18 protein-coding genes are annotated in these 20,786 nt (G+C 69.9%); 9 read left to right on the forward strand and 9 right to left on the reverse strand.

Annotated features, from left to right (window positions below):
• Positions 1-59: 59 nt before the first annotated feature.
• Entirely contained in the window at positions 60-998 is a 939-nt protein-coding gene (locus Ate02nite_RS28790; protein ID WP_203810965.1) for a glycoside hydrolase family 43 protein, read from the forward strand.
• Here the strand turns inward: Ate02nite_RS28790 and Ate02nite_RS28795 are convergent.
• The 4 genes from Ate02nite_RS28795 to Ate02nite_RS49745 all read right to left on the reverse strand — a co-directional run bounded on the left by Ate02nite_RS28795 (position 985) and on the right by Ate02nite_RS49745 (position 6,132).
• Positions 985-2,787 (reverse strand): subtype A tannase, encoded by a 1,803-nt coding sequence (locus Ate02nite_RS28795; protein WP_203810966.1) that lies wholly within the window; start codon positions 2,785-2,787, stop codon positions 985-987. The two genes, Ate02nite_RS28790 and Ate02nite_RS28795, sit on opposite strands and share 14 nt — an antisense overlap.
• 200 nt (positions 2,788-2,987) lie before the next feature.
• Positions 2,988-3,665, reverse strand: a complete 678-nt coding sequence (locus Ate02nite_RS28800) for a response regulator (protein ID WP_203810967.1) — start codon at positions 3,663-3,665, stop codon at positions 2,988-2,990.
• Position 3,666: 1 nt separating this feature from the next.
• Positions 3,667-4,818, reverse strand: a complete 1,152-nt coding sequence (locus tag Ate02nite_RS28805) for a sensor histidine kinase (RefSeq protein ID WP_203810968.1) — start codon at positions 4,816-4,818, stop codon at positions 3,667-3,669.
• An 81-nt stretch (positions 4,819-4,899) separates the two neighbouring features.
• The gene (locus tag Ate02nite_RS49745) at positions 4,900-6,132 is read right to left on the reverse strand and encodes a serine/threonine-protein kinase (RefSeq protein WP_307873293.1); all 1,233 of its coding nucleotides are present in this window, start codon (positions 6,130-6,132) and stop codon (positions 4,900-4,902) included.
• 122 nt (positions 6,133-6,254) lie between these two features.
• Here Ate02nite_RS49745 and Ate02nite_RS28815 point away from each other — a divergent pair, with 122 nt between their 5' ends.
• The 3 genes from Ate02nite_RS28815 to Ate02nite_RS28825 are packed head-to-tail and all read left to right on the forward strand — an operon-like array spanning position 6,255 to position 10,470.
• Entirely contained in the window at positions 6,255-8,492 is a 2,238-nt protein-coding gene (locus Ate02nite_RS28815; protein WP_203810969.1) for a propanediol/glycerol family dehydratase large subunit, read from the forward strand.
• Complete coding sequence (locus tag Ate02nite_RS28820; protein WP_239147773.1) at positions 8,489-8,845, forward strand: diol dehydratase small subunit; 357 nt, start codon at positions 8,489-8,491, stop codon at positions 8,843-8,845. Before Ate02nite_RS28815 ends, Ate02nite_RS28820 begins: the two co-directional genes overlap by 4 nt.
• Positions 8,842-10,470, forward strand: coding sequence for a diol dehydratase reactivase ATPase-like domain-containing protein (locus tag Ate02nite_RS28825; RefSeq protein ID WP_203810970.1), 1,629 nt, complete (start codon positions 8,842-8,844; stop codon positions 10,468-10,470). The genes Ate02nite_RS28820 and Ate02nite_RS28825 overlap by 4 nt, the downstream gene beginning before the upstream one ends.
• Here Ate02nite_RS28825 and Ate02nite_RS28830 read toward each other — a convergent pair.
• Genes Ate02nite_RS28830 through Ate02nite_RS28850 form a run of 5 tightly spaced genes read right to left on the reverse strand, consistent with a single transcriptional unit; the run spans position 10,440 to position 14,968 of the window.
• On the reverse strand, positions 10,440-11,192 hold the full coding sequence (locus Ate02nite_RS28830; RefSeq protein ID WP_203810971.1) for a GntR family transcriptional regulator: 753 nt from the start codon (positions 11,190-11,192) through the stop codon (positions 10,440-10,442). The two genes, Ate02nite_RS28825 and Ate02nite_RS28830, sit on opposite strands and share 31 nt — an antisense overlap.
• Complete coding sequence (gene fabG, locus Ate02nite_RS28835) at positions 11,189-11,953, reverse strand: 3-oxoacyl-ACP reductase FabG (RefSeq protein WP_203810972.1); 765 nt, start codon at positions 11,951-11,953, stop codon at positions 11,189-11,191. Before fabG ends, Ate02nite_RS28830 begins: the two co-directional genes overlap by 4 nt.
• Before the next feature lie 2 nt (positions 11,954-11,955).
• Positions 11,956-12,960, reverse strand: coding sequence for a phosphotransferase enzyme family protein (locus Ate02nite_RS28840; RefSeq protein ID WP_203810973.1), 1,005 nt, complete (start codon positions 12,958-12,960; stop codon positions 11,956-11,958).
• Positions 12,957-13,688 (reverse strand): hypothetical protein, encoded by a 732-nt coding sequence (locus tag Ate02nite_RS28845; RefSeq protein WP_203810974.1) that lies wholly within the window; start codon positions 13,686-13,688, stop codon positions 12,957-12,959. The genes Ate02nite_RS28840 and Ate02nite_RS28845 overlap by 4 nt, the downstream gene beginning before the upstream one ends.
• The gene (locus Ate02nite_RS28850) at positions 13,685-14,968 is read right to left on the reverse strand and encodes a class-III pyridoxal-phosphate-dependent aminotransferase (protein WP_239147774.1); all 1,284 of its coding nucleotides are present in this window, start codon (positions 14,966-14,968) and stop codon (positions 13,685-13,687) included. The genes Ate02nite_RS28845 and Ate02nite_RS28850 overlap by 4 nt, the downstream gene beginning before the upstream one ends.
• A gap of 152 nt (positions 14,969-15,120) precedes the next feature.
• Between Ate02nite_RS28850 and Ate02nite_RS28855 the strand changes: the two genes are divergently transcribed.
• From Ate02nite_RS28855 to Ate02nite_RS28875, 5 genes are all read left to right on the forward strand, one after another.
• Positions 15,121-16,716: an APC family permease gene (locus Ate02nite_RS28855; RefSeq protein ID WP_203810975.1), complete on the forward strand. Its 1,596-nt coding sequence runs from the start codon at positions 15,121-15,123 to the stop codon at positions 16,714-16,716.
• The gene (locus Ate02nite_RS28860; protein ID WP_203810976.1) at positions 16,713-17,714 is read left to right on the forward strand and encodes an acetamidase/formamidase family protein; all 1,002 of its coding nucleotides are present in this window, start codon (positions 16,713-16,715) and stop codon (positions 17,712-17,714) included. Before Ate02nite_RS28855 ends, Ate02nite_RS28860 begins: the two co-directional genes overlap by 4 nt.
• A gap of 31 nt (positions 17,715-17,745) precedes the next feature.
• Entirely contained in the window at positions 17,746-18,165 is a 420-nt protein-coding gene (locus Ate02nite_RS28865; RefSeq protein WP_203810977.1) for a hypothetical protein, read from the forward strand.
• 952 nt (positions 18,166-19,117) lie between these two features.
• Complete coding sequence (locus Ate02nite_RS28870; RefSeq protein ID WP_203810978.1) at positions 19,118-19,669, forward strand: hypothetical protein; 552 nt, start codon at positions 19,118-19,120, stop codon at positions 19,667-19,669.
• A gap of 462 nt (positions 19,670-20,131) precedes the next feature.
• Positions 20,132-20,764, forward strand: a complete 633-nt coding sequence (locus Ate02nite_RS28875) for a hypothetical protein (RefSeq protein WP_203810979.1) — start codon at positions 20,132-20,134, stop codon at positions 20,762-20,764.
• The last annotated feature ends 22 nt before the right edge of the window (positions 20,765-20,786 follow it).

A 20,786-nucleotide genomic window follows, 5' to 3' on the forward strand; every position in this document is an offset into this window, starting at 1 on the left:
ACGGACGCGTGGTCGCGACAGACCGTTGTGGTGATCTGACCTCGCCTATGCTCGGCGGGATGAGCAGGGCGTTGAGTGAGATCAGGATGCGGGACCCGTTCATCCTGGAAGCGTCGCCGGGGAAATTTGTGCTGTACGGGACTACCGACCCGAACCTCTGGGGTGGGCCCGCTACCGGCTTTGACTGCTTTATCAGTGACGACCTCGAGAGCTGGGACGGGCCGCTGCCGGCCTTCCGGCCGCCGGCCGGGTTCTGGGCCGACACCCAGTTCTGGGCGCCCGAGGTGGTTGGCCGGGACGGTCGCTTCTTCATGTTCGCCACCTTCGCCAGCGCTGACCCTCAAGCCGGGCCGCGTGGCATTCAGGTGCTTGTCGCGGACGAGGCCACCGGGCCGTTCGCCCCTTGGAGCGACGGGCCGGTGACGCCCCGGGACGTCCCCTGCCTGGACGGCACGCTGCACCTCGACGACGACGGGACGCCCTGGCTGGTCTACAGCCGGGGCGCCGAGGGCATCCCGGGCGGGGAGCCCGGGATCTCCGACGGCGAGATGTACGCGCTGCGGCTCTCGGCCGATCTTCGGGCGCCGGTGGGCTCGCCTGCGCTGCTGTTCCGGGCGTCCGCGGCAGCCTGGAGCAAGCCGCTCTGGTTCCCGCCCGGGGTCGAGCCGCCCGAGCAGCTCAACCTGGGCAAGGATCCGCTGTTCACCGACGGGCCGTACCTGGTGCGGTCGGCGGGCGGGTCGCTGCAGATGCTGTGGTCGAGCTTCGGCGACGAGGGGTACGCAATGGGCGTCGCGAAGTCCGCGAGCGGCACCGTGGCCGGCCCCTGGTCGCAGCGCGACGAGCCGCTGTGGGCCAGGAACGGCGGCCACGGAATGATCTTCACCGACTCCCGAGGTGTCAGCCGCCTGGTGTTCCACTGGCCGAACGACACCCCATCCGAGCGGGTGAAGCTCGTGCCGGTGGAGATCACCGACGACGACATCAGGATTTCGTGACGGTCTCCTTCACCCAGGCGATGAAGTTGGTGGGGCCGTCGCCGGTGCGCTCGGCCACGGTGTGGCCCAGGCCCCAGACGGTGGCGAAGTCGACGTCGCTGCCGTAGTTCTGCAGCGCCAGGGCCAGGTTGACCTCGGTGGTGTTGGCGGTGTCGCCCTGCATGATGCCGGTGCGGATCCGCCAGTGCTTGGCCACCGTGCTCTTCTTGTAGCCCTCGTACGCGCTGGTCAGGTAGTACAGCGGGGTGTACGCGTTCAGCCGCCAGGTGACGTCCTTGCCGACCGAGTCGGTCTCCTTGAAGTCGGCGGTGTACTCCGACGCGGCGTAGGTGTCCTTCCAGCCGGTGATCTTCGCGTAGGCGCTCTCGTTCGCCTCGAGGACCTGCGATGAGACCGGGGAGAAGTGCAGGCCGGTGGTGCCCTTGCCGAGCACGATGTTCTCGCCGACGGTGGGTTCCGGGCCGTCGAACGCGCCGACGGTCTTGGACGGCGCCTTCTGGCTCTTGACGAAGCCTTCCAGGCTGGCGACCTCGGCCGTGTTCGACGAGGCGTCGTAGGTAACCCAGTGGCCGTCGCTGTTGAGGTGCGCGATGTATTCGGCGACCGTCTTGTAGGTCGTGGTGTCAGTGGTGGCGCCGCCGGGGGGACCACCCTGCGGCATACCGGATGGCATGCCCGCGCCGTCCGGGGCACCACCACCGGGAGCACCGCCGCCGGCCGTCATGCCCGCCGAGAAGGCGTTCGACGGCGTATAGGGGAACGTCGTGTCGGACAGGAAATTGTTCAGCGACGTATTGATCACCGACACCAGGTGGTCGTAATAAGTGCCGGTGAGGTAATACCCGGAACCGGTCTGGCCGAGCGACAGCAGCTTGCCCGCCGAGTCCTTGAGCCCCAGCTTGTTCTGGTGCGCCGCGAAGGCCTTGGCCAGGTCGTTCGAGTAACTCTTGGTCCAGGTCCCGGTGGCCCGGGTGTCGCTGGTGTTGAACTGGCCCATGTTCCACTCGTAGGCCGCGTTCGCGTAGTCGAGGCTGGTGATCGGGCACCAGCACATCGCACCGGCGATTGCGTCACTGATGGTCTTGCCGTTCGCATCGGTCTGCGCCGCACCCAGCGCGGTGAGATAAGGCGTATACAGCTCGCTGTCGCCGGACGACCCCATCACCGCGCTCTGCGCCCCGCCCCCGCTCATCCCGAACACCACCATGTGGTCCTTGCTGCCGGGAATCCCCGCGTCGTTGTACCGGACGAACCGCACCGCGGCCTTCAGATCGGTCACGCCCCAGGGCGCGTTCCCGGTGTATCCGGTGCCGTTGCTGTCCTTACCGCGAAGCCCGGCATGCACATAAACAAAACCCGCTTCAAGGTACGCCGAAATTGTCTCGTAGCTATAGGCCGTGAGCGGTTTCTGGGCCGCGTATCCCGGCGTGTCGACCGGCAGCACGATCGGCGCGGTGCTCGGCGTATAACCGCCGACGGTGCCGGAAGAATCGACCGTCACGGCGTACGTGCCGTCGCTGCTCTTGGTGCCTTTGAAGTATTTTCCCGGAACGAAAACGGCGAGCGTCTCGTAGTCCGGCGCGGCCGGCGTCGCCACGTAGGACTTACCGATCTGGTAATACACGTCGTTGGTCTCGTCGTAGCTCCAAGCCTTGCCGTCCAGACCCAACGACTGCTTCCCGGCCGACGAGGAGCCCGAGTCGGAATCCGTGCACGCGGTCAGACCCAGAACACTGACCACCGAGGTGGCCGCCGCCCCTTGAAGGAACGTTCGCCTGCGCAGCTCCATGATTGACGTCTTCCTCTCGGCATTCTCCGGCAATTTCAATAACAAAGAATGCCGATTCCGTACGCCGTTGTCGTCCATCGCCGGCAGCCATTGCCGCTACTACCGCAGTGGTATCCCGCCCGGCAAAAGCCCAGCTCCCGCCGTTTGACAGCGAATTGACAGGAAATGCAAAGGCGCAGAACTACTACCCGGGTAGTAGTTCAGTCCTGTTCGCCGGGGTGGACCAGGCCGCTCTGATATCCGATGACCACCAGTTGGGCCCGGTCGCGGGCGCCGAGCTTGGTCATCGCCCGGTGCACGTGGGTCTTGGCGGTCAGCGGCGACAGCACCAGCCGCTCGGCGATCTCCTCGTTCGACCGGCCGAGCGCGACCAGCCGCAGCACCTCGCGCTCCCGGTCGGTGAGCCGGGCGAGCGCCGGCGGCACCACCGGCGGCGATCCCGGGGCGGAAGAGCCGAGGAACCGGTCGATCAGCCCGCGGGTGGCGCGCGGCGTCAGCAGGGCCTCGCCGGCGTCGACCACCCGGATCGCGCGAAGCAGGTCCTCGGGCTCGACGTCCTTGCTGAGGAAGCCGCTGGCGCCGGCCCGCAGCGCGGCCAGCACGTTCTCGTCCGCGTCGAAGGTGGTCAGCACCACCACCCGCACCCCGTCGAGATCCCGGTCGGCGGTGATCCGGCGGGTCGCCTCGACGCCGTCCACGCCCGGCATCCGGATGTCCATCAGCACGACGTCGGCGCGGGCGCTGCGGGCCAGCTCGACCGCCTCGGCTCCGTCGGATGCCTCGCCGACCACCTCCATGCCGTCGGCGAGGTCGATGATCAGCCGGAAGCCGGCCCGGATCAGCTTCTGGTCATCGGCGAGCAGCACACGCACGGTCACGTCAGGTCTCCTGCCGATGTGGCGCCGGCAGCTCCACGCGTACCGCGAAAAGATCGGCGGCCGTCAGCCGCGCCTCCACCGTGCCCCCGGCCGAGGCCGCGCGTTCCCGCATGCCGATCAGCCCGTATCCCGCCTCGGTGCCGGGCCGGCCCGGCACGACACCGTTGGTGATCTCGATGGCGAGGTGCTCCCGGCCGTACCGGAACGATACCCGGACCGGGCCGCCGTCGCCGTGCTTGCGGGCGTTGGTCAGCGCCTCCTGGGTGATCCGGTAGGCCGCCAGGTTGCCGGTCGCGGGCAGCGGCCGGGCCTGGCCTTCGGGCAGGAACTCGACCCGTACGCCGGCCGCGGCGAAGGCGTCGAACAACGCCGGCAGCTGCTCGATCCCGGGCGCGGGCTCGCGGTCCGGCTCGCCGTCCGCGCGCAGCAGTCCGACGATCGAGGCGAGCTCCCGCACCACGACGGTGGCGGCCTGCCGGATGTGCGCGAGCGGCGGACCGGCCGCCTCCGGCTGCCGGGGCAGCGCGTACTGCGCGGCGCCGGCCTGCACGTTGATCACCGCGATGTGGTGGGCGACCACGTCGTGCAGTTCCCGGGCGATGCGCAGGCGCTCCTCGCCGACCCGCCGGTGCACCTCGTCCTCGCGGTTCTGCTCGGCCCGGCGGGCGCGTTCCTCCACCTCGGCGACGTACGCCCGGCGGTTGCGCACCGCGTCGCCGCCGGCCGCCGCCATCCCGGTCCAGGCGAACAGGCCCAGGCTGAGTGGGTTCCACCAGCCGGTGTGCGACCCGGTTCCGGAGGCGATCCAGCACAGCGCCCCGCACAGGACGGCCGCCGACCAGGTCAGCCGCCGCGGCGCGCGCACCGCGAGGTGGTAGAGCGCGACCACCATGGCGAACATCGGCGCGGGCGTGCCCCACCCGCGGATCAGGCAGAAGATCTCGGCCAGGGTCGAGAGGGCCAGCACCGGCAGTGGGAACGTCCCGCTGAGCCCGATCGCCACGGCCGCCCCACCGGCCGCGCCGAGGTCGGCCGCGAGCGGAATGCCCGGACCGCGGCCGTCGTTCTGGTGGGCCACCATCAGCGCACCCACCGCCGACAGCGCCCCGATCCCGAGCCCGGCGAGCCAGTTGCGCAGCGCTGGACTCAACATCCACCCACCGTACGGTCGTCGCGACCCGGCCACGTCTGACATCAGTGGTATCTCGACTACCACTCCAGCAGTAGCGCCGGGTCAGGCGGTGGTGACGTGCGCGTCGTGCAGGACGACCTTGACCTTGGGGCCGTTGCCGCCGACCGCCGCCCCGAAGGTGACCTGGCCGCTGCGGTGGCGCGCGCCGGCCGATTTCCCCCGAGACAGGTCGCTGGTCAGGACCTTCTTGCCGTCCACCGACACGGTGGCGGCGCTCTTGACCACGTCCACGCTGATCAGGTGCGGGCCGTTGTCCTCGATATCGAGTCGCTTCATGCTGCCCGCGCTCACGTTGAGTTCGTCGGAGGTGTCGCCCGCGAAGACCTGCCGGGGGCCGTACTCGCACTGGGCGAACGACGTGACCTGCACGACCAGGCCGTCGCCGGGCGTGCAGCCGTTGTCCGCGTCGCCGGAGGCGGACCACAGCCCGGCCGGGGTGAGCGGGTCGAAGAGCTCCTTGGCGGATTCCCGTACCGCAGCCGTGGGTGTGGGCGTCTTTGGCTTTTCCTCCGGGAGTTGAGCACCCGCCCAGGCGCCGCCGGCCCCGAGAACCACGACGACGGCCGCCACCACCGCGGCGACCCGCCAGCGGCCGCGACGACGACCGAACCCGCGCGCGGCCACGGCTGCCCGGTGCACATCAGGCGGGATCGTCGCGTCTCTATCCGGCCCCGCGGTCAACTCCAGGAGCAGTTGCTGCGCAGTCGGCCGGTCCTCCGGCTCCTTGGCCAGCGCCCGGCCGACGATCCCGGCCAGCCCGGCCGGCACGCCGTCCAGCTGCGGCGGCTGGGTCAGGATGCGGCCCGCGGTCGCCACCGGGCTGTCCCCCGCGAACGGGTTCCGGCCGGTCGCCGCGTACGCGACAAGCGCACCCCAGGCGAAGACGTCGGCGGCCGGCGACAGCTTCTGGTCGGCGTCCGGCGCGAATCTCTCCGGCGACATGTACGCCAGCGTGCCGACCATCTCCTGGGTGCCGGTGTGATGGCTGGTCGCCTCGACCGCCTTGGCGATGCCGAAGTCGATCACCTTGGGCGACCCGAGCGCGAACAGCACGTTGGCCGGCTTCAGATCCCGGTGCACGATGCCGGCACTGTGGATCGCCACCAGCGCCGACGCCACCCCGACCGCGACGCTGTGCAGGTTGCCACCGCGCAGCGGCCCCTGCTCCCGGATGACCTCGGCCAGGCTCGGACCTTGACGGCGACCAGGCCACCGGCCGGGTCGCGGCCCAGGAACACGGCCCCCATGCCGCCCTCGCCGAGACGGCCGATCAATGCGTAACGGCCCAGAAAACGCGGGTCCTCCGGACGCAGAGCAGAAGTCACGCGGGGCACTCTATGCCCTGATTCCGTTCCGCACCCGGTCGGCGAAGATCGTCGGCTGGCTAAGCTGGGGACATGCTGGAGCAGCCGGTCGGGCGCATTCGTTTCATGGACGAGCAGCAGGTCAACCTGGACGGGTTCGCCCGCGAGGCCCCGGCGCTCGGCCTCGTCGCGTTGCGCAGCCCGGCCGATCCGGCCCCGTCGCTGCGAGTGGTCGACGGGGTGGTCGTCGAGCTGGACCAGAAGAGCCGGGACGACTTCGACACCATCGACCGCTACATCGCCGCGCACGGGCTCGACCTCACGGTCGCGGCGGAGGCGATGGCCCTCGGCGACGTGGCCGCCGCCCGGCTGTTCGTGGACCCGGCCGTCCCCCGGGCCGAGATCGTCCGGCTGGTCGCCGGCATGACTCCGGCCAAGCTCGCCCGGGTCGTCGCCGAGCTCCGGCCGCCGGAACTGATGATGGCGATGACCAAGCTGCGGGCCCGCCGGACGCCGAGCAATCAGGCCCACGTGACCAACCTGCTGGACGACCCGCTGCTGCTGGCGGCGGACGCGGCGACGGCGGCGGCGTACGGGTTCCGGGAGCTCGAGACGACCGTGCCGGTGCTCGCCGACGCGCCCTCCAACGCGGTCGCCGTCACCGTCGGCGCCGCGGTCGGCGCGGCCGGGGTGCTCGTGCAGTGTGCGGTCGAGGAGGCGATGGAGCTCGAGATGGGCATGCGCGGCCTGGTGTCGTACGCGGAGACGGTCAGCCTCTACGGCACCGAGGGCGTCTTCGTCGACGGCGACGACACACCGTGGTCCAAGGCCTTGCTGACCTCCGGCTACGCGAGTCGCGGGATCAAGATGCGGGTCTCCTCCGGGGCAGGCGCCGAGGTCCTGATGGCCGGGGCCGAGGGCTGCAGCATGCTCTATCTCGAGTCCCGGTGTGTCTCGCTGGCGCGGGCCATCGGCGCCCAGGGCGTGCAGAACGGCGGCATCGACGGTGCCAGCGTCGCCGCGGCCGTTCCACGCGGGGTCCGCGAGCTGATGGCCGAGAACGTGATGGTGATGGCCCGCAACCTCGAGTCCTGCTCGGGCAACGACGCGCTGATGTCCGAGTCGCACGTCCGGCGTACGTCGCGGACGCTGCCGATCCTGCTGGCCGGAAGCGACTTCATCTGCAGCGGGTTCGGGTCGATCCAGCGCTACGACAACATGTTCGGGCCCTCCAACTGGAACGCCGAGGACATCGACGACTGGCTCGCCATGCAGCGGGACTGGGGAGTGGACGGGGGCCTGCGGACCGCGGCGCCGGAGTCGCTGGGCGAGCTGCGGACCCGGGCGGTGGAGGCGGTCCGGGACGTCTACCGGGTCCTCGGGCTGGGCGACTTCACCGACGAGCAGCTGGCCCGGGCCGTCGACGCCGCCGGGTCCAAGGAGCTGGTGCCGACCGATGCCCTCGCCGTGCTCGACGCCGCCCAGACGATCCGCAGCACCGGGTTGACCGCTCTCGACATCGCCCGGGCGCTGCACGACACCGGGCACGACGAGGCCGCGTCGCGGGTGCTGGCCATGGTCGTCGCCCGGGTGCAGGGCGACCACCTGCAGACCGCCGCGATCTTCGACGAGGACATGCGGGTTCTCAGCCTGGTCACCGACCCGAACGAGTACGCGGGACCGGGGACCGGCTATGAACCCTCGCCGGCCCGGCAGGCCGAGATCGACGGCATCCGGCAGGAACGCGGCGTCGAGGATCTGCGCGTGTCGCAGTCGTCCTTCGCCGGCGGTTTCCTGACGTCGTCCGGTCCGGCGGCCTTCGGCACCGATCCGCGGGATGTCGTCATCGGCGTCTCGCCCGGCGTCGGGCGTTCGGTGTGGAAGACGTTGAGCGGCCTGCTCGTGGTCGACGTACTTCAGGAGCTCCTCGACGGCCTCGAGGAGGAGGGCTGCCGCGCCCGGATCGTCCGGATCAACTCCACCATTGACCTGGGCATGGTCGGCCTGACCGCGGCCCGGCTGGCCGGTTCCGGCATCGGGATCGGCCTGCAGGGCAAGGGAACCGCGCTGATCCACCGCCGCGACCTGCCGCCGCTGGCCAACCTCGAGCTCTACAGCATGGCCCCGACCCTGACCCCGGACATGTACCGCCTGCTCGGCGCCAACGCCGGCCGGCATGCGAAGGGCGCGACCCCGGTCCCGGCCCGAAATCCCTACACCGACGAGGCGATCGAGGCGCGCTACCACACCAGCGTGATCGCCCTGGTCGCCCTGGAGCGCGACTGCGTCGATCCGGCGGCCGCCCCGGAAGAACTCAGGTACGCGTCGTGAGCCGCGCCTTCTCCGGCAAACCGGCCGATGACCTGACCATCGACGCGCTGGTCCGCGACGAGTTGGCCCCCGACGACGTACGCATCCATCCGGACACTCTGGAAGCGCAGGCGGTCGTCGCCGAACGGCACGGCAACCCGCAGCTGGCGGCGAATTTCCGGCGCGCGGCCGAGCTGGCCCGGTTCCCGGAGAGCGAGATCCTCGCCCTCTACGAGGCGTTGCGCCCACGACGGTCCACGATGGATGAACTGGACGCGCTGGCGGACGACCTCGCGGCCCGGGACGCACCCCGATGCGCGGCGCTGGTGCGGGAGGCGGCGGCCGCGTACGCGGCGCGCGGGCTGCTGCGGTGACCCGGGTCGCCGGTATCGACATCGGCAACTCCACCACCGAGGTCGTCCTGGTCGATGTTCCCTCGTTGACGATCGTCGCCGCGGATCGGCTGCCCACCCGTGGTCCGAAGGGCGGGCCGGCCAGTCTCGACGCGGCCGCCCGCCTCGTCCGCCGGCTCGTCACCAGCCACGGCGGTGGTCTCGACGCGGCCGTCGTCGCACCGCTGCGACCGGTCACCACCACGACCGCGACCCTGCCCGAACCAACCGTCGACACCGGGCGGCTGCGGATCGCGGCGGCCGGCGCGGCCACCACGGGCGGGGGTGGAGTCGGGATCGGTACGCCGTTCCGGGTGGGCTCCGCACTCCCCGATGGCCCGGTGGTCGCCCTCGTCCCGGCCGACCGCGGCTACCGGTCCGTCGTCGGCGAGCTGCGCGACCTGGCCACGCGCGGCGTGCTCGCCGCCGTCGTCACCGAGCGCGACGAGGCCGTCCTGCTCGCGAACCGGCTGCCGCCCGGCATCCCCGTCGTCGACGAAGTCCCCGTGGCCGGCCTCGCCGATGCCGTCCTGGTGGCGGTCGAGGTGCGGGCACCGCTCCGATCGGTGGTCGACCCGTTGTGGATGACCGCCCGCCTGGGCCTGTCCCCGGCCGAGCAGGCGGACGCGGCCGTGCTCGCCGACCGGCTTTACGACCGGGCCAACGCCGTGATCGCGCTGTCCGCCTCCGCGACGCCGGCCCCGGCCGGTCCGGCGGCCTCGATGACCCTGGCCGACGGCTCGTCGCAGGCGCTGTCGCCGGCCTATCTGGCCGCGTACCCGCCCGGCCGGGTCACCTCGTACCGGCTCCCGGACGGGCCGCCGCAGCCGGTCGACGACCTGTTCGCGGTGGACCTGGCCGCCCTGGCCGCCGGTCAGCTCACCCGCGGCGACGCCGTCGCGTCCCGGAGCGTGGCCCTCGCGGCAATGCACGCCGACGCCCCGTACACGGATCCGGGACCGGCTCTGGCCGCCCGGCTGGACGTGCCCGTGCACACCTGCGCAAGCGAGGCGGCCGCCGCTCGGCTCGGCGCGCTGTCGACCCCCGGCGCACCTCCCGGAGCGGTCGTCGTCGATCTCGGCGGCGGCACGATCGACGTGGTGTCGGCGGCGGGCGCGACGGTCCTGGCCGGGGCCGGCGACCTGCTCACCGCGGCCGCGGCGGCGGTGCTGGGGGTGGCGAGCACGCCGGCCGAATGGGCGAAACGCGGCCCGGCCGCCCGCGTCGAGGCTCCCCAACTGCTGCTGGCCGAGGACGGTACGCGTACGTTCCTGGATGTCCCGATCCGGCCGGACGCGATCGGCGCGCTGGTGGCGCCCGGCCCGACCGGTTGGTTGCCGTTCGGCCGGGCCCTCGCGCCCAGCGAGTGGCGGGCACTGCGGCTGCGGCTCAAGACCGAGATCCTGGGCGCCAACCTGGCCCGGGCTCTTCCCGAGGCGCCGGGTGCGGTTCTGGTCGTCGGTGGCCCGGCCGGCGACGACGAGATCCTGGGCTGCGTCGCCCGCACCATGCCGCCGGGCACCGCGGTCGGCCGGGCCGACACGGCCGGCGTGCTGGGCCACCGGCACGCCGTCGCCTACGGACTGGTCCTCGGCTTCCGGTCGTGACGGGTGTGCACGGTGATAGTCGTGCGGTCCGCGCGGAAGAGGTCGTGCGAGTGCTCGAAGGGTTCGCCGTCGGCCGCGCAGGTGGTGCGGGTGATGGACAGCAGCGGGGCGGAGACCGCCACGGCCAGCAGGGCCGCCTCGTCGGGACCGGCGAGGACCACCTCGATGTGTTCGACCGCCGTATCGGGCTGGACGCCGTAGTGGGCGTCGAGCAGCTCGTAGAGGGAGCCGCCCAGCGGAAGTTCCAGCAGTCCGGGAAAGCGGCCGGCCGGCAGGCGGGCGCGTTCCAGCGAGATCGGGGTGCCGTCGGCCAGCCGGATCCGGACCACCTCCAGGACGTACGCGTCCTCGTCCAGGTGCAGCTGGGCCCGGGTCGTCTCGTCCGCCCGGACCAGGGCGGTGCTGACCACCCGGGTGCCGGCCATGATGCCCTGCTGCCGCAGCAGGGCGGGAACGCCGACGATCCGGGACAGGTCGCGGTCGACCTTGGGATGGGCGACGAACGTACCGCCGGTGCGGCCCGGGATCCGGCGGACCAGCCCTGCGCGTTCCATCGACGACAGCGCCTGGCGGACCGTGGAGCGGCTCACGCCGAGCGCCCGGGCCAGGTCGCGCTCGCCGCCGAGTTTCGCGCCGGGTTCCAGCGCGCCGGTGCGGATCTGTTCCAGCAGGCGGCGCTCGGCGTCCTCGGCGGCCCGGCCGACGGGCTCCGGGTGGGTCATGGATTCGGCAGGGCCGACATCGACTCGGGCAGCACCTGCCCGCCGTCCACGACCAGTGTCTGACCGGTGATGTAGCCGGCCTCGACGGTGGCCAGGAACAGGCACGCGTTGCCGATGTCGGCCACGTCGCCCATCCGGCCGAGCGGGATCGACGCCTCCATCGCGGCCCGGTATTCGGGGCCGAGCGCGTCGATGCCCTCGGTCGAGATGTTGCCGGGCAGCACGGCGTTGACGGTGATCTGCTGCGGCGACAGCTCGATCGCGGCCGTCCGCAGAAAGCCCAGCTGGGCCGCCTTGCTCGCGCCGTAGTGGGTCCAGCCGGGGAAACCGGTGATCGGGCCGGTGATCGACGACGTCAGGATCACCCGGCCGCGGCCGCTGGCGGTCAGGGCCGGGATGCACGCCTGCACGCTGAAGATGGTGCCCTTGACGTTGGTGGCGAACACGGTGTCCACGTCGGACTCGGTCAGGTCGGCCAGCCGGGCCTCGGGGAAGATACCCGCGTTGGCGCAGAGCACGTCGATGCCGCCGAACCGGTCGATCGCGGCCTGCGCGGCGCGCCGGCAGTCCTCGGGCCGCGCCACGTCGGCCACCACGGTGGCGACGCCCAGCTCGGCCGCGCACCGGGCCAGAGCTTCCTCGTCGCGGCCGGTGATGGTGACGTTGGCGCCGGCCCGCGCGAAGACCCGCGCGATCCCCCGGCCGATGCCCTTGCTGCCGCCGGTGACCAGCACCGACAGTCCCTCGACCGAGGTGAACATGGTCAGCCCCTTCCGTACGTGCTGAGGTAGGTTTCCGCCAGCTCGCAGCTGCCGGCGGTGTAGGCCGCGCCCATCGAGCGCGCCAGGTCGGTGCCGGCGTGCGAGCCGATCCAGGCGACCAGCAGCAGCCGCCGCATCAGCACGAAGGTCGGAATCTCGGCCTCGTCCGCCGCCGCCAGCGGCCGGACCGTGCGGTAGCCGGCCACCCAGGCATCGACGAGGGCGGGCACTCGCGGGTCGTCCTCGATGAAGCTGAGCGCGGCGCCGAGGTCGTAGAGCAGCCAGCCCCACCCGCAGTCGTCGAAGTCGATGACGAACGTCTCCGAGCCGTGCACGAGCAGGTTGGCCAGCCGCAGATCGGCGTGTACCAGCCCGTACCGATCGGTGGCCCGGCCGAAGGCCGCCAGCCTCGACCGGAGCACCTCGTCGAGCCGGCCCAGCACCGCCCGCTCGGCCGGTCCCACCGCGATGCCGTCCTGCCAGCGACCCCACCGCGCGACCCGGCCGAAGGCGCCGTCGTAGTCCCATGCGAAGCGGTCGAAACCGGCCGGCCGCCGCCAGGTTCGGCTGTGCTCGTGCATCCGGGCGGTGAGGGCGCCGAGGGTGCCGAAGCCGGTGACCAGGTCGTGGTCGGGCGGTTCGGCGCCGGGTAACCACTCGAACATCACCGCGTGCCGCGGTTCCGCGCCCGGCTCGAGGTCGACGATCCGCCGGCCGCCGGCGGCCGGGACGACCCGGGGCGTACGCAGGCCGGCCTCGTCCCGGAGTGCATCGAGCCAGGCCAGCTCGGAGGCGATCTGGGGCTCGCCGTGATATCCGCGGCGGTGCACCCGCAGCACGGTCCGCGCGCCGGTCGCCGCGTCCTGGACCAGGAAGGTCGCGTTCTCGCTGACGTTGAGCAGGGTCAGTTCGACGTCGTCGCCGTACCCGTACTCGCGGACCGCCCGGGCGGCGAGCCGGTCGAGAAACCCGCGGTCGCCGGCCGACAGGTCGTGGGCGGTGCTCATGGCTCGTTGGCGGCGCGCGGATAGGCCGGAACCGGTGCTCCCGGGGCGGCCCACGGCTGCCGCGCGACCGGCCCGTCGAGGCCGATCCGGGTCCAGACGATCAGGCCGTCCGCCGGTGGCGGTGGCATCTCGCCGTCGCCGACCGCGACCCGGACCGCGGGCAGGGCGGCCGCGATCCTCAGCGGATCGCCGGCGTAGACGCGGATCCGGTCGCCACCGGTCTCCCGCAGGATGCCGCGGGCCGCCCGGATCGCGTGCCCGAGGTCGGCGTAGCCGTCCCCGACCGCGAGCACGACCGCTTCCGGCTCCGCCACCGTGACCGGCGAACCATGGTCGGCGATCACCACGACCGGGGCGTCGGCCGGCGGCTCGAGCACCGCGTCGACCTCGGCCGGCCCGTCCAGCAGCTGTACCACCCCGGCCGGCGCGCCGGCCTTCTCGGCCAGCGCCGCGAGGTGCCGGACCCGCTCGGGATCCCCGGTCTCGACGAGCAGGGCGTTGCGGGTCAGCAGGGCCAGCCGGACCAACTCGTCGAGCGGCTCCCGGGCGAGCACCACGCCCACCGGTCGTGGTAGCCCGACCGTGCCGGTGAGGGGATCCACCCGGGCCGAGACGTAATCGGGCAGCGGGCCGGGACCGGTCACGGCGATGACGATCCGGTGGGTGGTGGCCAGGTCGTACGTCGCGAACGCGTCGGCCGCCCAGCCGGCCAGGTCCCGCGCACTCATGCCGGCACCGCCACATCGTTGCGCGAGAGAGCGACCGCTGTCTCGGTGCGATCGAGGATCTCGTCGGCCAGACGCGGATCGACCAGGATGCCCGGCTTGAACTGCAGGACGCTCGGGTCGAGGGTGGAGAAGATGGCCCAGACGCCGTTCTCGTAGAGCCGGCGCATCACCGCCTTGGCGCCCTCCGGGTGGTTGAACTCGAGGCCGATGACCACCCCGTTCTGCCGGATCCCGACCAGCCAGTCGGGGTAGGCGGACCGGATCGCGGCCAGGCCGCGGCCGATCCGGTCGGCGAGGTAGTGCACCTGGGTGCGCGTTTCCGGCTGGTCGGTGAGCCGCAGCGCGGCCAGGGCGGCGACACAGCCGAGCTCGGCGCCGCCGAAGCTGGAGATGTGCCCGAACCCGTCCTCGGTGAGCCAACCGGCGGCTCGCTCGGACAGCAGCACGGCCGCGATCGGGTACACGCCGCCGGACAGGCCCTTGCCGGTGACCAGGATGTCGGGGGCGATGCCGTGCTTGGTGATCGCCCAGAGCTCACCCGTGCGCATCAATCCGGTCTGGACCTCATCGGCGATGTACAGGGCGTCGTAGCGCCGGCAGAGCGCGAACACCGCCTCGAGATAGCCGGGGTCGGGCAACGGGAAGCCATACGTCGCCGGGATCGTCTCCATGATGACCGCCGCGACGTCGCCGCCGCGGAGGGCCAGCTCCATCGCTTCGAGGTCGTTGAACGGTACGTGCGGGAAGTCGGCGGGCTGGCCGGACAGGAACAGCTCGGCGAACCGGTCGTCGCCGGTCGCCAGCGCGAGCCCGGTGTGCCCGTGGTACGCCTTCACGATCGACACGATCTTGCGTTTGCCGGTCGCGTGCCGGGCTGACTTCAGCGCGATGTCGACCGCCTCGCCACCGCCGCTGGCGTAGACGACCTTGCTCATCCCGGGCGGTCCGGAGGTGACGAGTGCTTCGGCGAGCGCGGTCCGGGCCAGCGCCGGGAAGTGATGATTGCCGATGTCGAACCGGTCCATCGCGTCGCGCACGGCGGCGACCACGCTCGGATTGCGGTGGCCCAGGTTGTAGGTGCCGCCGTTGAGGTGCACGTCGATCAGCCGGGACCCGGACATGTCGTACAGGAAGTAGCCCTCGCGGCGGTCGATGACCAGCGGCACCCCGGAATCGGTCCAGAACTGGGTCTTGCCCGGGTTCCAGTAGCGACGGGCCTTGTCGAGAACCTCGTCCTTGGAGCCGAAGCCGAACTCGCCGTAGTCGATGATCGCCGCCACCCCTTCTCATTCGGTCTGAATCGGTCTACCAGCGGTCCGGTTCGGCGGTCAATCGAGACATCCAGGTTTTACGTTCCCGTAGCAACCGATGCTCTTGGCGAGTGGTCTGATCAGGAACCTAATTGGTCCAGACCCGACGAGAGGGTCGTCGCATGACTACCGAAAACCTCGCCCCTGACGCCTTCGAAGAGGCGGCGGTTCCCCGCGCCGCCGCCACCAACACCCTCAAGGTAGGAGCCGTCGGGCTGGCCGGCGTGCTGTTCATGGCCGTGGCCAACGCCGCGCCGATCACCGCGATGACCGGCAACGTGCCGATCGCCGTGGGGTACGGCAACGGCCTCGGCGCCCCGGCCGGCTTCCTCGTCGCCACCGTGGTGCTCACCCTGTTCACGGTGGGGTTCGTGGCGATGGCCCGGCACATCACCACGGCCGGCGCCTTCTACGGCTTCGTCACCCACGGTCTCGGCCAGTTGTGGGGAATGGCGACCGGGCTGCTGGCCACGATGGCGTACGTCGTCTTCGAGGGCTCGCTGATCGGCATCTTCTCGTATTTCGGCAACTACGCCCTCAAGGACTGGTTCGGCTGGGACGTCAACTGGCTGATCATCGCCGTTGTGGGCATCGCGCTCATCGGCCTGCTCGGCTACTTCGACATCAGCATCGCGGCGGCGGTCCTCGGCTTCTTCCTCATTCTCGAGGTCGTGCTGCTGGCCGCGCTCGCGTTCTCGGTCCTGTTCAAGGGCGGCGGGCCGGACGGCATGATGGCCTCCTCGATCAACCCGATCAACGCCTTCAAGAATCTGTCCGAGGGCGGCGGTCTCGGCGTACAAACCTCGGCCGGGACCCTGGTCGCCGCCGGAAGCGGCGCCCTCGGCCTGTTCTTCGCCTTCTGGTCCTGGGTCGGCTTCGAGACCACCGCCGTGTACGGCGAGGAGTCCCGCAACCCACGGCGCATCGTGCCCCGGGCCACCCTCATCGCGGTGATCGGCCTCGGACTCTTCTACACGTTCGTCTCCTGGATGGTCATCGCCGGCAACGGTGCCAAGGCCTCGATCGACCAGGCCAACAACAACTCGATCGGGATGTTCACCGACCTGGCCGAAGCCAACTTGGGCGGCCACTGGATCACCTACATCTACATCTTCCTGATGGTGTCCGGGTCGTTCGCCTGCGCGCTCGCCTTCCACAACGCGGCGTCGCGCTACCTGTTCGCGATCGGCCGGGAACTGCCGGCCACCATCAAGACGCTCGGCGCCACCCACGCCAAGCACCAGTCGCCGCACATCGCGTCGGCCGTCCAGTCGATCATCACGCTGGTGCTGACCGCCGGGTTCTACTTCCTGACCGTCGGCGGCGACGACCCCAACCGCGGCGGCTACATCTACCTGTACGGCCTGCTCGCCCTGCTCGGCACGATGGCCATCCTGATCGTCCAGGCGATCACGTCGCTGGCGGTCATCTGGTACTTCCACGTGAAGAAGGCCCATCCCGGCAACTGGCTCACCACCGGCGTCATCCCGGGGCTCGGCGGGATCGGCATGATCTACGTGGTCTACCTGCTCTTCTCGAACATCGACTTCGCCGGGGGCGGGGCGGCCGGGTCGCCGTTCTTCAAGGCCATTCCCTGGATCGTGGCCGCGACCTTCGTGGTCGGCCTCGGCCTGGTCATGTTCCTGCGAGCACGCAGTCCCGAGGTTTACCGGGCGATCGGGCGCACGGTCCTGGAAGAGGCGCACGATAGGGCATGATTTCTTGGGACCCGGATCCGGACGCCGACCCGGCGACCGGCGTCTACACCTTCGGCGGCGCCGCCCCGGTCGCAACCCTGCGGCCGGGGCAGGTGCTGTCCACCTGGACCCGTGACTGCTTCGGCGGGCGGGTGCGCTCGACCTCCGACATGGCGTCACAGGTCACCGACCCGCGCTACCTCAACCCGCAGACCGGCCCGTTCTGGATCGAGGGCGCCGAGCCGGGCGACACGGTGGCCATTCACTTCCTGAGCATCGAGCCGCGGTTCGACTGGGGCGTCAGCACCACCGTGCCGTTCTTCGGTTCGCTGACCGCTACCCCGGCCACCGCGATGCTGCACGACCCGCTGCCCGAGCGAACCTGGTTCTACACGATCGACCCGGCCGCCCGGGTGGTGCGGTACGCGGCGCTGGACAGCCCGTACGAGGTCGACCTGCCGCTCGACCCGATGCACGGCACCGTCGGCGTGGCCCCGCCGCTGGGCGAGGTGCGTTCCTCGCTGACCCCGGGCAGTTGGGGCGGCAACATGGACACCCCCGAGATGCGCACCGGCACGACGTGTTACCTCGGGGTCAACGTCGCCGGCGCGCTGCTCAGCCTCGGCGACGGGCACGCGCGCCAGGGCGAGGGCGAGACCTGCGGCGTCGCGGTGGAGTGCGCGATGAACACGGTCGCCGTCGTGGACCTGGTCAAAGGGGCCCCCACGCCGTGGCCGCGGCTCGAGGACGACCACTACCTGATGACCACCGGCTCGGCCCGGCCCCTCGAGGACGCGTTCCGGATCGCCCACACCGAGCTGGTGCGCTGGGTAGCGGAGCTGACCGGCCTGTCCACGATCGACGCCTACCAGCTGGTGTCGCAGACCGCGCTGACCCCGGTGGCCAACGTGGTGGACACCAATTACACGGTGGTGGCCAAAATACCCAAGGCCGTCCTGCGCGGCGCGACCGGATACGGCGGTCTGCACCAGAGGTTACGGGTGGTTCGGGGGTCGTAGAATTCGTCCGGTGCAGAATGATGATCGGGAATTGGTTGTCGCGGTCGCCCGGGGAATTTTCGTAGCGCTGGATTCCGGGCAGGAAAAGTATCTTGAGGCCGACGCCGAATCGTATTTCGCCGACCCTGCGCGGGCGCTTTCCGCCGCCGGTTCCGACACGCCGCTGGGCAGCGGTCTGGAACTCCTCGGCCCGGGTCTGACCGTGGTCGCGTTGTTCCTGGCGGAGAAGGCGGTCGATGTGGTGGCCGACAAGACCGTGGACAGCATTCTCGACAAGCTCAAATCACGGCGGCGTAAGGCGTTGCCCGCGCCGCCGGAATTGACCGCGGCCCAGACCGAGGAGATCCGGCGGTCGGTCATCGCGGCCGCCGGAAAGCAGGGCCTCGATCCGACCACCGCGGACGACCTCGCCCTGGCGGTGGTCGAGCAGCTGTCCGGGCGGGCAGACTAGAAACCCACGGTGCCCGGCGTCTGGCGGTCCACATTCGCCCCACCGATAGGTACGCGTCGGTCCACTCCCGTGGCACTCGGTCCTGGTAGGTGCAACTCGCTCTCCGCGCGCCCGCCCCGGGCGGTCCCGGCCCAAGACCCCAACCCCCAGCCACCCTGCCGGCGGGAAAGCATGAACGCCTTACTCATTGCCGAGAAGAGTACGTTCACGCATCCATCAATGACAATCGCGCCTCTGTCATATCGGCCGCCCATATCGATCCATCAGGAAGTGGGCGTTCGCGTCCGGCTTGAAAGCCAGTAGATAGCGCCGGATTCGGTAATCATCCTCGCGGCTTCTCTCGCGCGCTTACCTTTCGAGTTGTCACTGACTCGGGCGGCGGCAACTTGGTGATCGCGGCATAGATTGCAAATTCAGAAGAGCGTGGCGCCTCGGGAGCGCCATGTCCTACCAGGGTTCGAATCGCCTTCGGCCCGCAACTCAATACAGCCGCCCATAACGTGGTTCGAGCCGACCAGACTGGTTGAGAGCGCCGACATGTTGATCAAGTGACCGATCGCCGTTACGGTTGCCCCCCCGGTGACCCTGCTGCCGTAGCGGGGTTCTGCCGGGCCTGCCGACGGAGGTCCGGGCCCGAATAGTCCTCGCCGGCGCCGGCCCGTAAGGCGGGTGACATCCGCGAGGGCTATTCGTTGCGTATGAGTTCCAGTGGTGCCGTTGGCCGTCTTTATCGACCCACAGCGCGTGGTGTGCCCCGAAATCCCTCGATTGGGTGAGATTGCGGAACGGTGCCACCCGTTTTCCGCGTGTTCCCGGAAAAATCTGTGGTGGCGGGGAAGCATGAAACCGCTGGCCGCCACTCTTCTGGACCCCAGGCACTGGACAGGAAATGCGGCCGAAATGCTTTCGCGAATAGGCCACCTTGCATTCAACTTCAAGGAGATGATCTTCTGTGTTTCGGAAATCGACCGTCATTAGCGCCTGCGGAATCGTGACCGGCCTACTATCCGGTGCCCTGCTCTATCCTGCTGCTGCATCAGCCGCAGTTATCGTCAGCCTGACCGGCCAGCGCTCCACTGGCTACTATGAAGCCGGGAGTCACCGTGTGCGAACATACGCCGGAACCTACATTGGCGAATTTACACCAGAAGACTGCGCCGACGCCGGCAGTCAGATCAGAAAGCAATTCCAGGATAAAAATTTGAAGGTCGATCGCGAAGTTGGGGCGTCGGTTCCATTGGAATATTCGCGGCGCATGCTCGTTCTCGGGGTGTGGGACGAGACTGACGACAAGTATTTCAGCGCATGCGTCAATATCTCACCAAACGGATTGGGGATTTATCGGTACGAAAACGGCAATGGCCCTTTCCTTTCCGGGGAGTGGGTTGTGAATGATCCGTCCTTCAATGGGCAGAGGTTTTACATGCAGTATTCAGACAATGACGGCGGTGCTGCTAATATCGGATTCCGGATCAACCGACCGGTCGTCGACACCCTAGTTTGACTCGTCAACTGACGCGGCAGGCAGTGAGCCATTCCAAGTAAGATTCTGACTACTGAAATTGAAAGATCAGGGTGAGTCTGTCCCGTTTCGGGTGCCGAAAACGACTGCTGAAGCAGGGCCGACGCGGTTACACACGCCAACATCATCACGAGCCCTCCAGCCAGGAGGGTTCGGTTTCCCCATGCTTCCCCCACCGCGGCACCCGATCACTATCGGCATCGGCAGACCATGTTGAGGGGTTAGCCGGCACCGGCGCAGGAGCGGGCCGAGCGTCGAATTCGTGGCAATCTGCAAATATTGAGAGTCCGGGATCTTGTAACCGTCGTCCGCTCCTCATGCCGTCACACTGATCTGCCGCCGACCGGGCGCGGCGGCTGCGGCTGGGCGCGTCCGACAACTCGGGCTTTCCGTCGAGCACGAATGGGGTTGCGCCGAGCTCTGGAACTACGACCTAATCGTCTGATGATCGCCGACGATGTGATGCGCGCGTGCTCGCTCGCCCGTGAAACTCTTGCGACCGCGGCGCACCTGGACTGGGACACGCCGGCAGGTGGGCTGGAGTGGAGCTGCTGGGAGACGGTCGAACACATGAGTGATGACCTCTTCGTGTACGCCGCTCAGCTAGCTCCGGCGCGTCCGTCCACGAGCACTCACGTCCCGCTCGGCTGGCATCGTCGACGCGAAGGTGGTCCGCTCTTGACCATATTTGTGGACCCTGCCGAGGGGACGTCCGGCCTGCTGCAGGTGTTCGAGGCATGCGGATCGATGCTCGGCGCCATGATCAATGCCGTGCCGCCGGAACGGCAGTCTTTTCACCCCTATGGCGCTTCCGATGCCAGTGGATTCGCCGCGATGGGAGTAGTCGAGATTCTCGTCCACATGCACGATGTAGCGACCGGACTGGAGCTGCCCTGGGCACCCCCGGCCGACTTGTGTCAGGCCGCGCTGTCCCGGCTGTTTCCCGGCGCACCGTCGACTGGTCAGCCGTGGCCGACGCTGCTGTGGGCCACCGGCCGCGGGGATCTGCCAGGACTTCCGGCGCAGCTTTCCTGGACATGGGACGGCACCCCGGCCACTGACTCCGCTTCGGGCTGATCAGATCGGACGCGCGGACCTG

Origin of the sequence: Paractinoplanes tereljensis (assembly GCF_016862435.1) — a bacterium.
Taxonomy (GTDB): domain Bacteria; phylum Actinomycetota; class Actinomycetes; order Mycobacteriales; family Micromonosporaceae; genus Actinoplanes; species Actinoplanes tereljensis.

What these genes read in the sequence shown, in the direction of transcription:
- Ate02nite_RS28790 (WP_203810965.1), top strand. Translation starts at nt 60, where the DNA reads ATGAGCAGGGCGTTGAGTGAGATCAGGATGCGGGACCCGTTCATCCTG.
- Ate02nite_RS28795 (WP_203810966.1), bottom strand. Translation starts at nt 2,787, where the DNA reads ATGGAGCTGCGCAGGCGAACGTTCCTTCAAGGGGCGGCGGCCACCTCG.
- Ate02nite_RS28805 (WP_203810968.1), bottom strand. Translation starts at nt 4,818, where the DNA reads ATGTTGAGTCCAGCGCTGCGCAACTGGCTCGCCGGGCTCGGGATCGGG.
- Ate02nite_RS28815 (WP_203810969.1), top strand. Translation starts at nt 6,255, where the DNA reads ATGCTGGAGCAGCCGGTCGGGCGCATTCGTTTCATGGACGAGCAGCAG.
- Ate02nite_RS28830 (WP_203810971.1), bottom strand. Translation starts at nt 11,192, where the DNA reads ATGACCCACCCGGAGCCCGTCGGCCGGGCCGCCGAGGACGCCGAGCGC.
- fabG (WP_203810972.1), bottom strand. Translation starts at nt 11,953, where the DNA reads ATGTTCACCTCGGTCGAGGGACTGTCGGTGCTGGTCACCGGCGGCAGC.
- Ate02nite_RS28840 (WP_203810973.1), bottom strand. Translation starts at nt 12,960, where the DNA reads ATGAGCACCGCCCACGACCTGTCGGCCGGCGACCGCGGGTTTCTCGAC.
- Ate02nite_RS28845 (WP_203810974.1), bottom strand. Translation starts at nt 13,688, where the DNA reads ATGAGTGCGCGGGACCTGGCCGGCTGGGCGGCCGACGCGTTCGCGACG.
- Ate02nite_RS28855 (WP_203810975.1), top strand. Translation starts at nt 15,121, where the DNA reads ATGACTACCGAAAACCTCGCCCCTGACGCCTTCGAAGAGGCGGCGGTT.
- Ate02nite_RS28860 (WP_203810976.1), top strand. Translation starts at nt 16,713, where the DNA reads ATGATTTCTTGGGACCCGGATCCGGACGCCGACCCGGCGACCGGCGTC.
- Ate02nite_RS28875 (WP_203810979.1), top strand. Translation starts at nt 20,132, where the DNA reads ATGATCGCCGACGATGTGATGCGCGCGTGCTCGCTCGCCCGTGAAACT.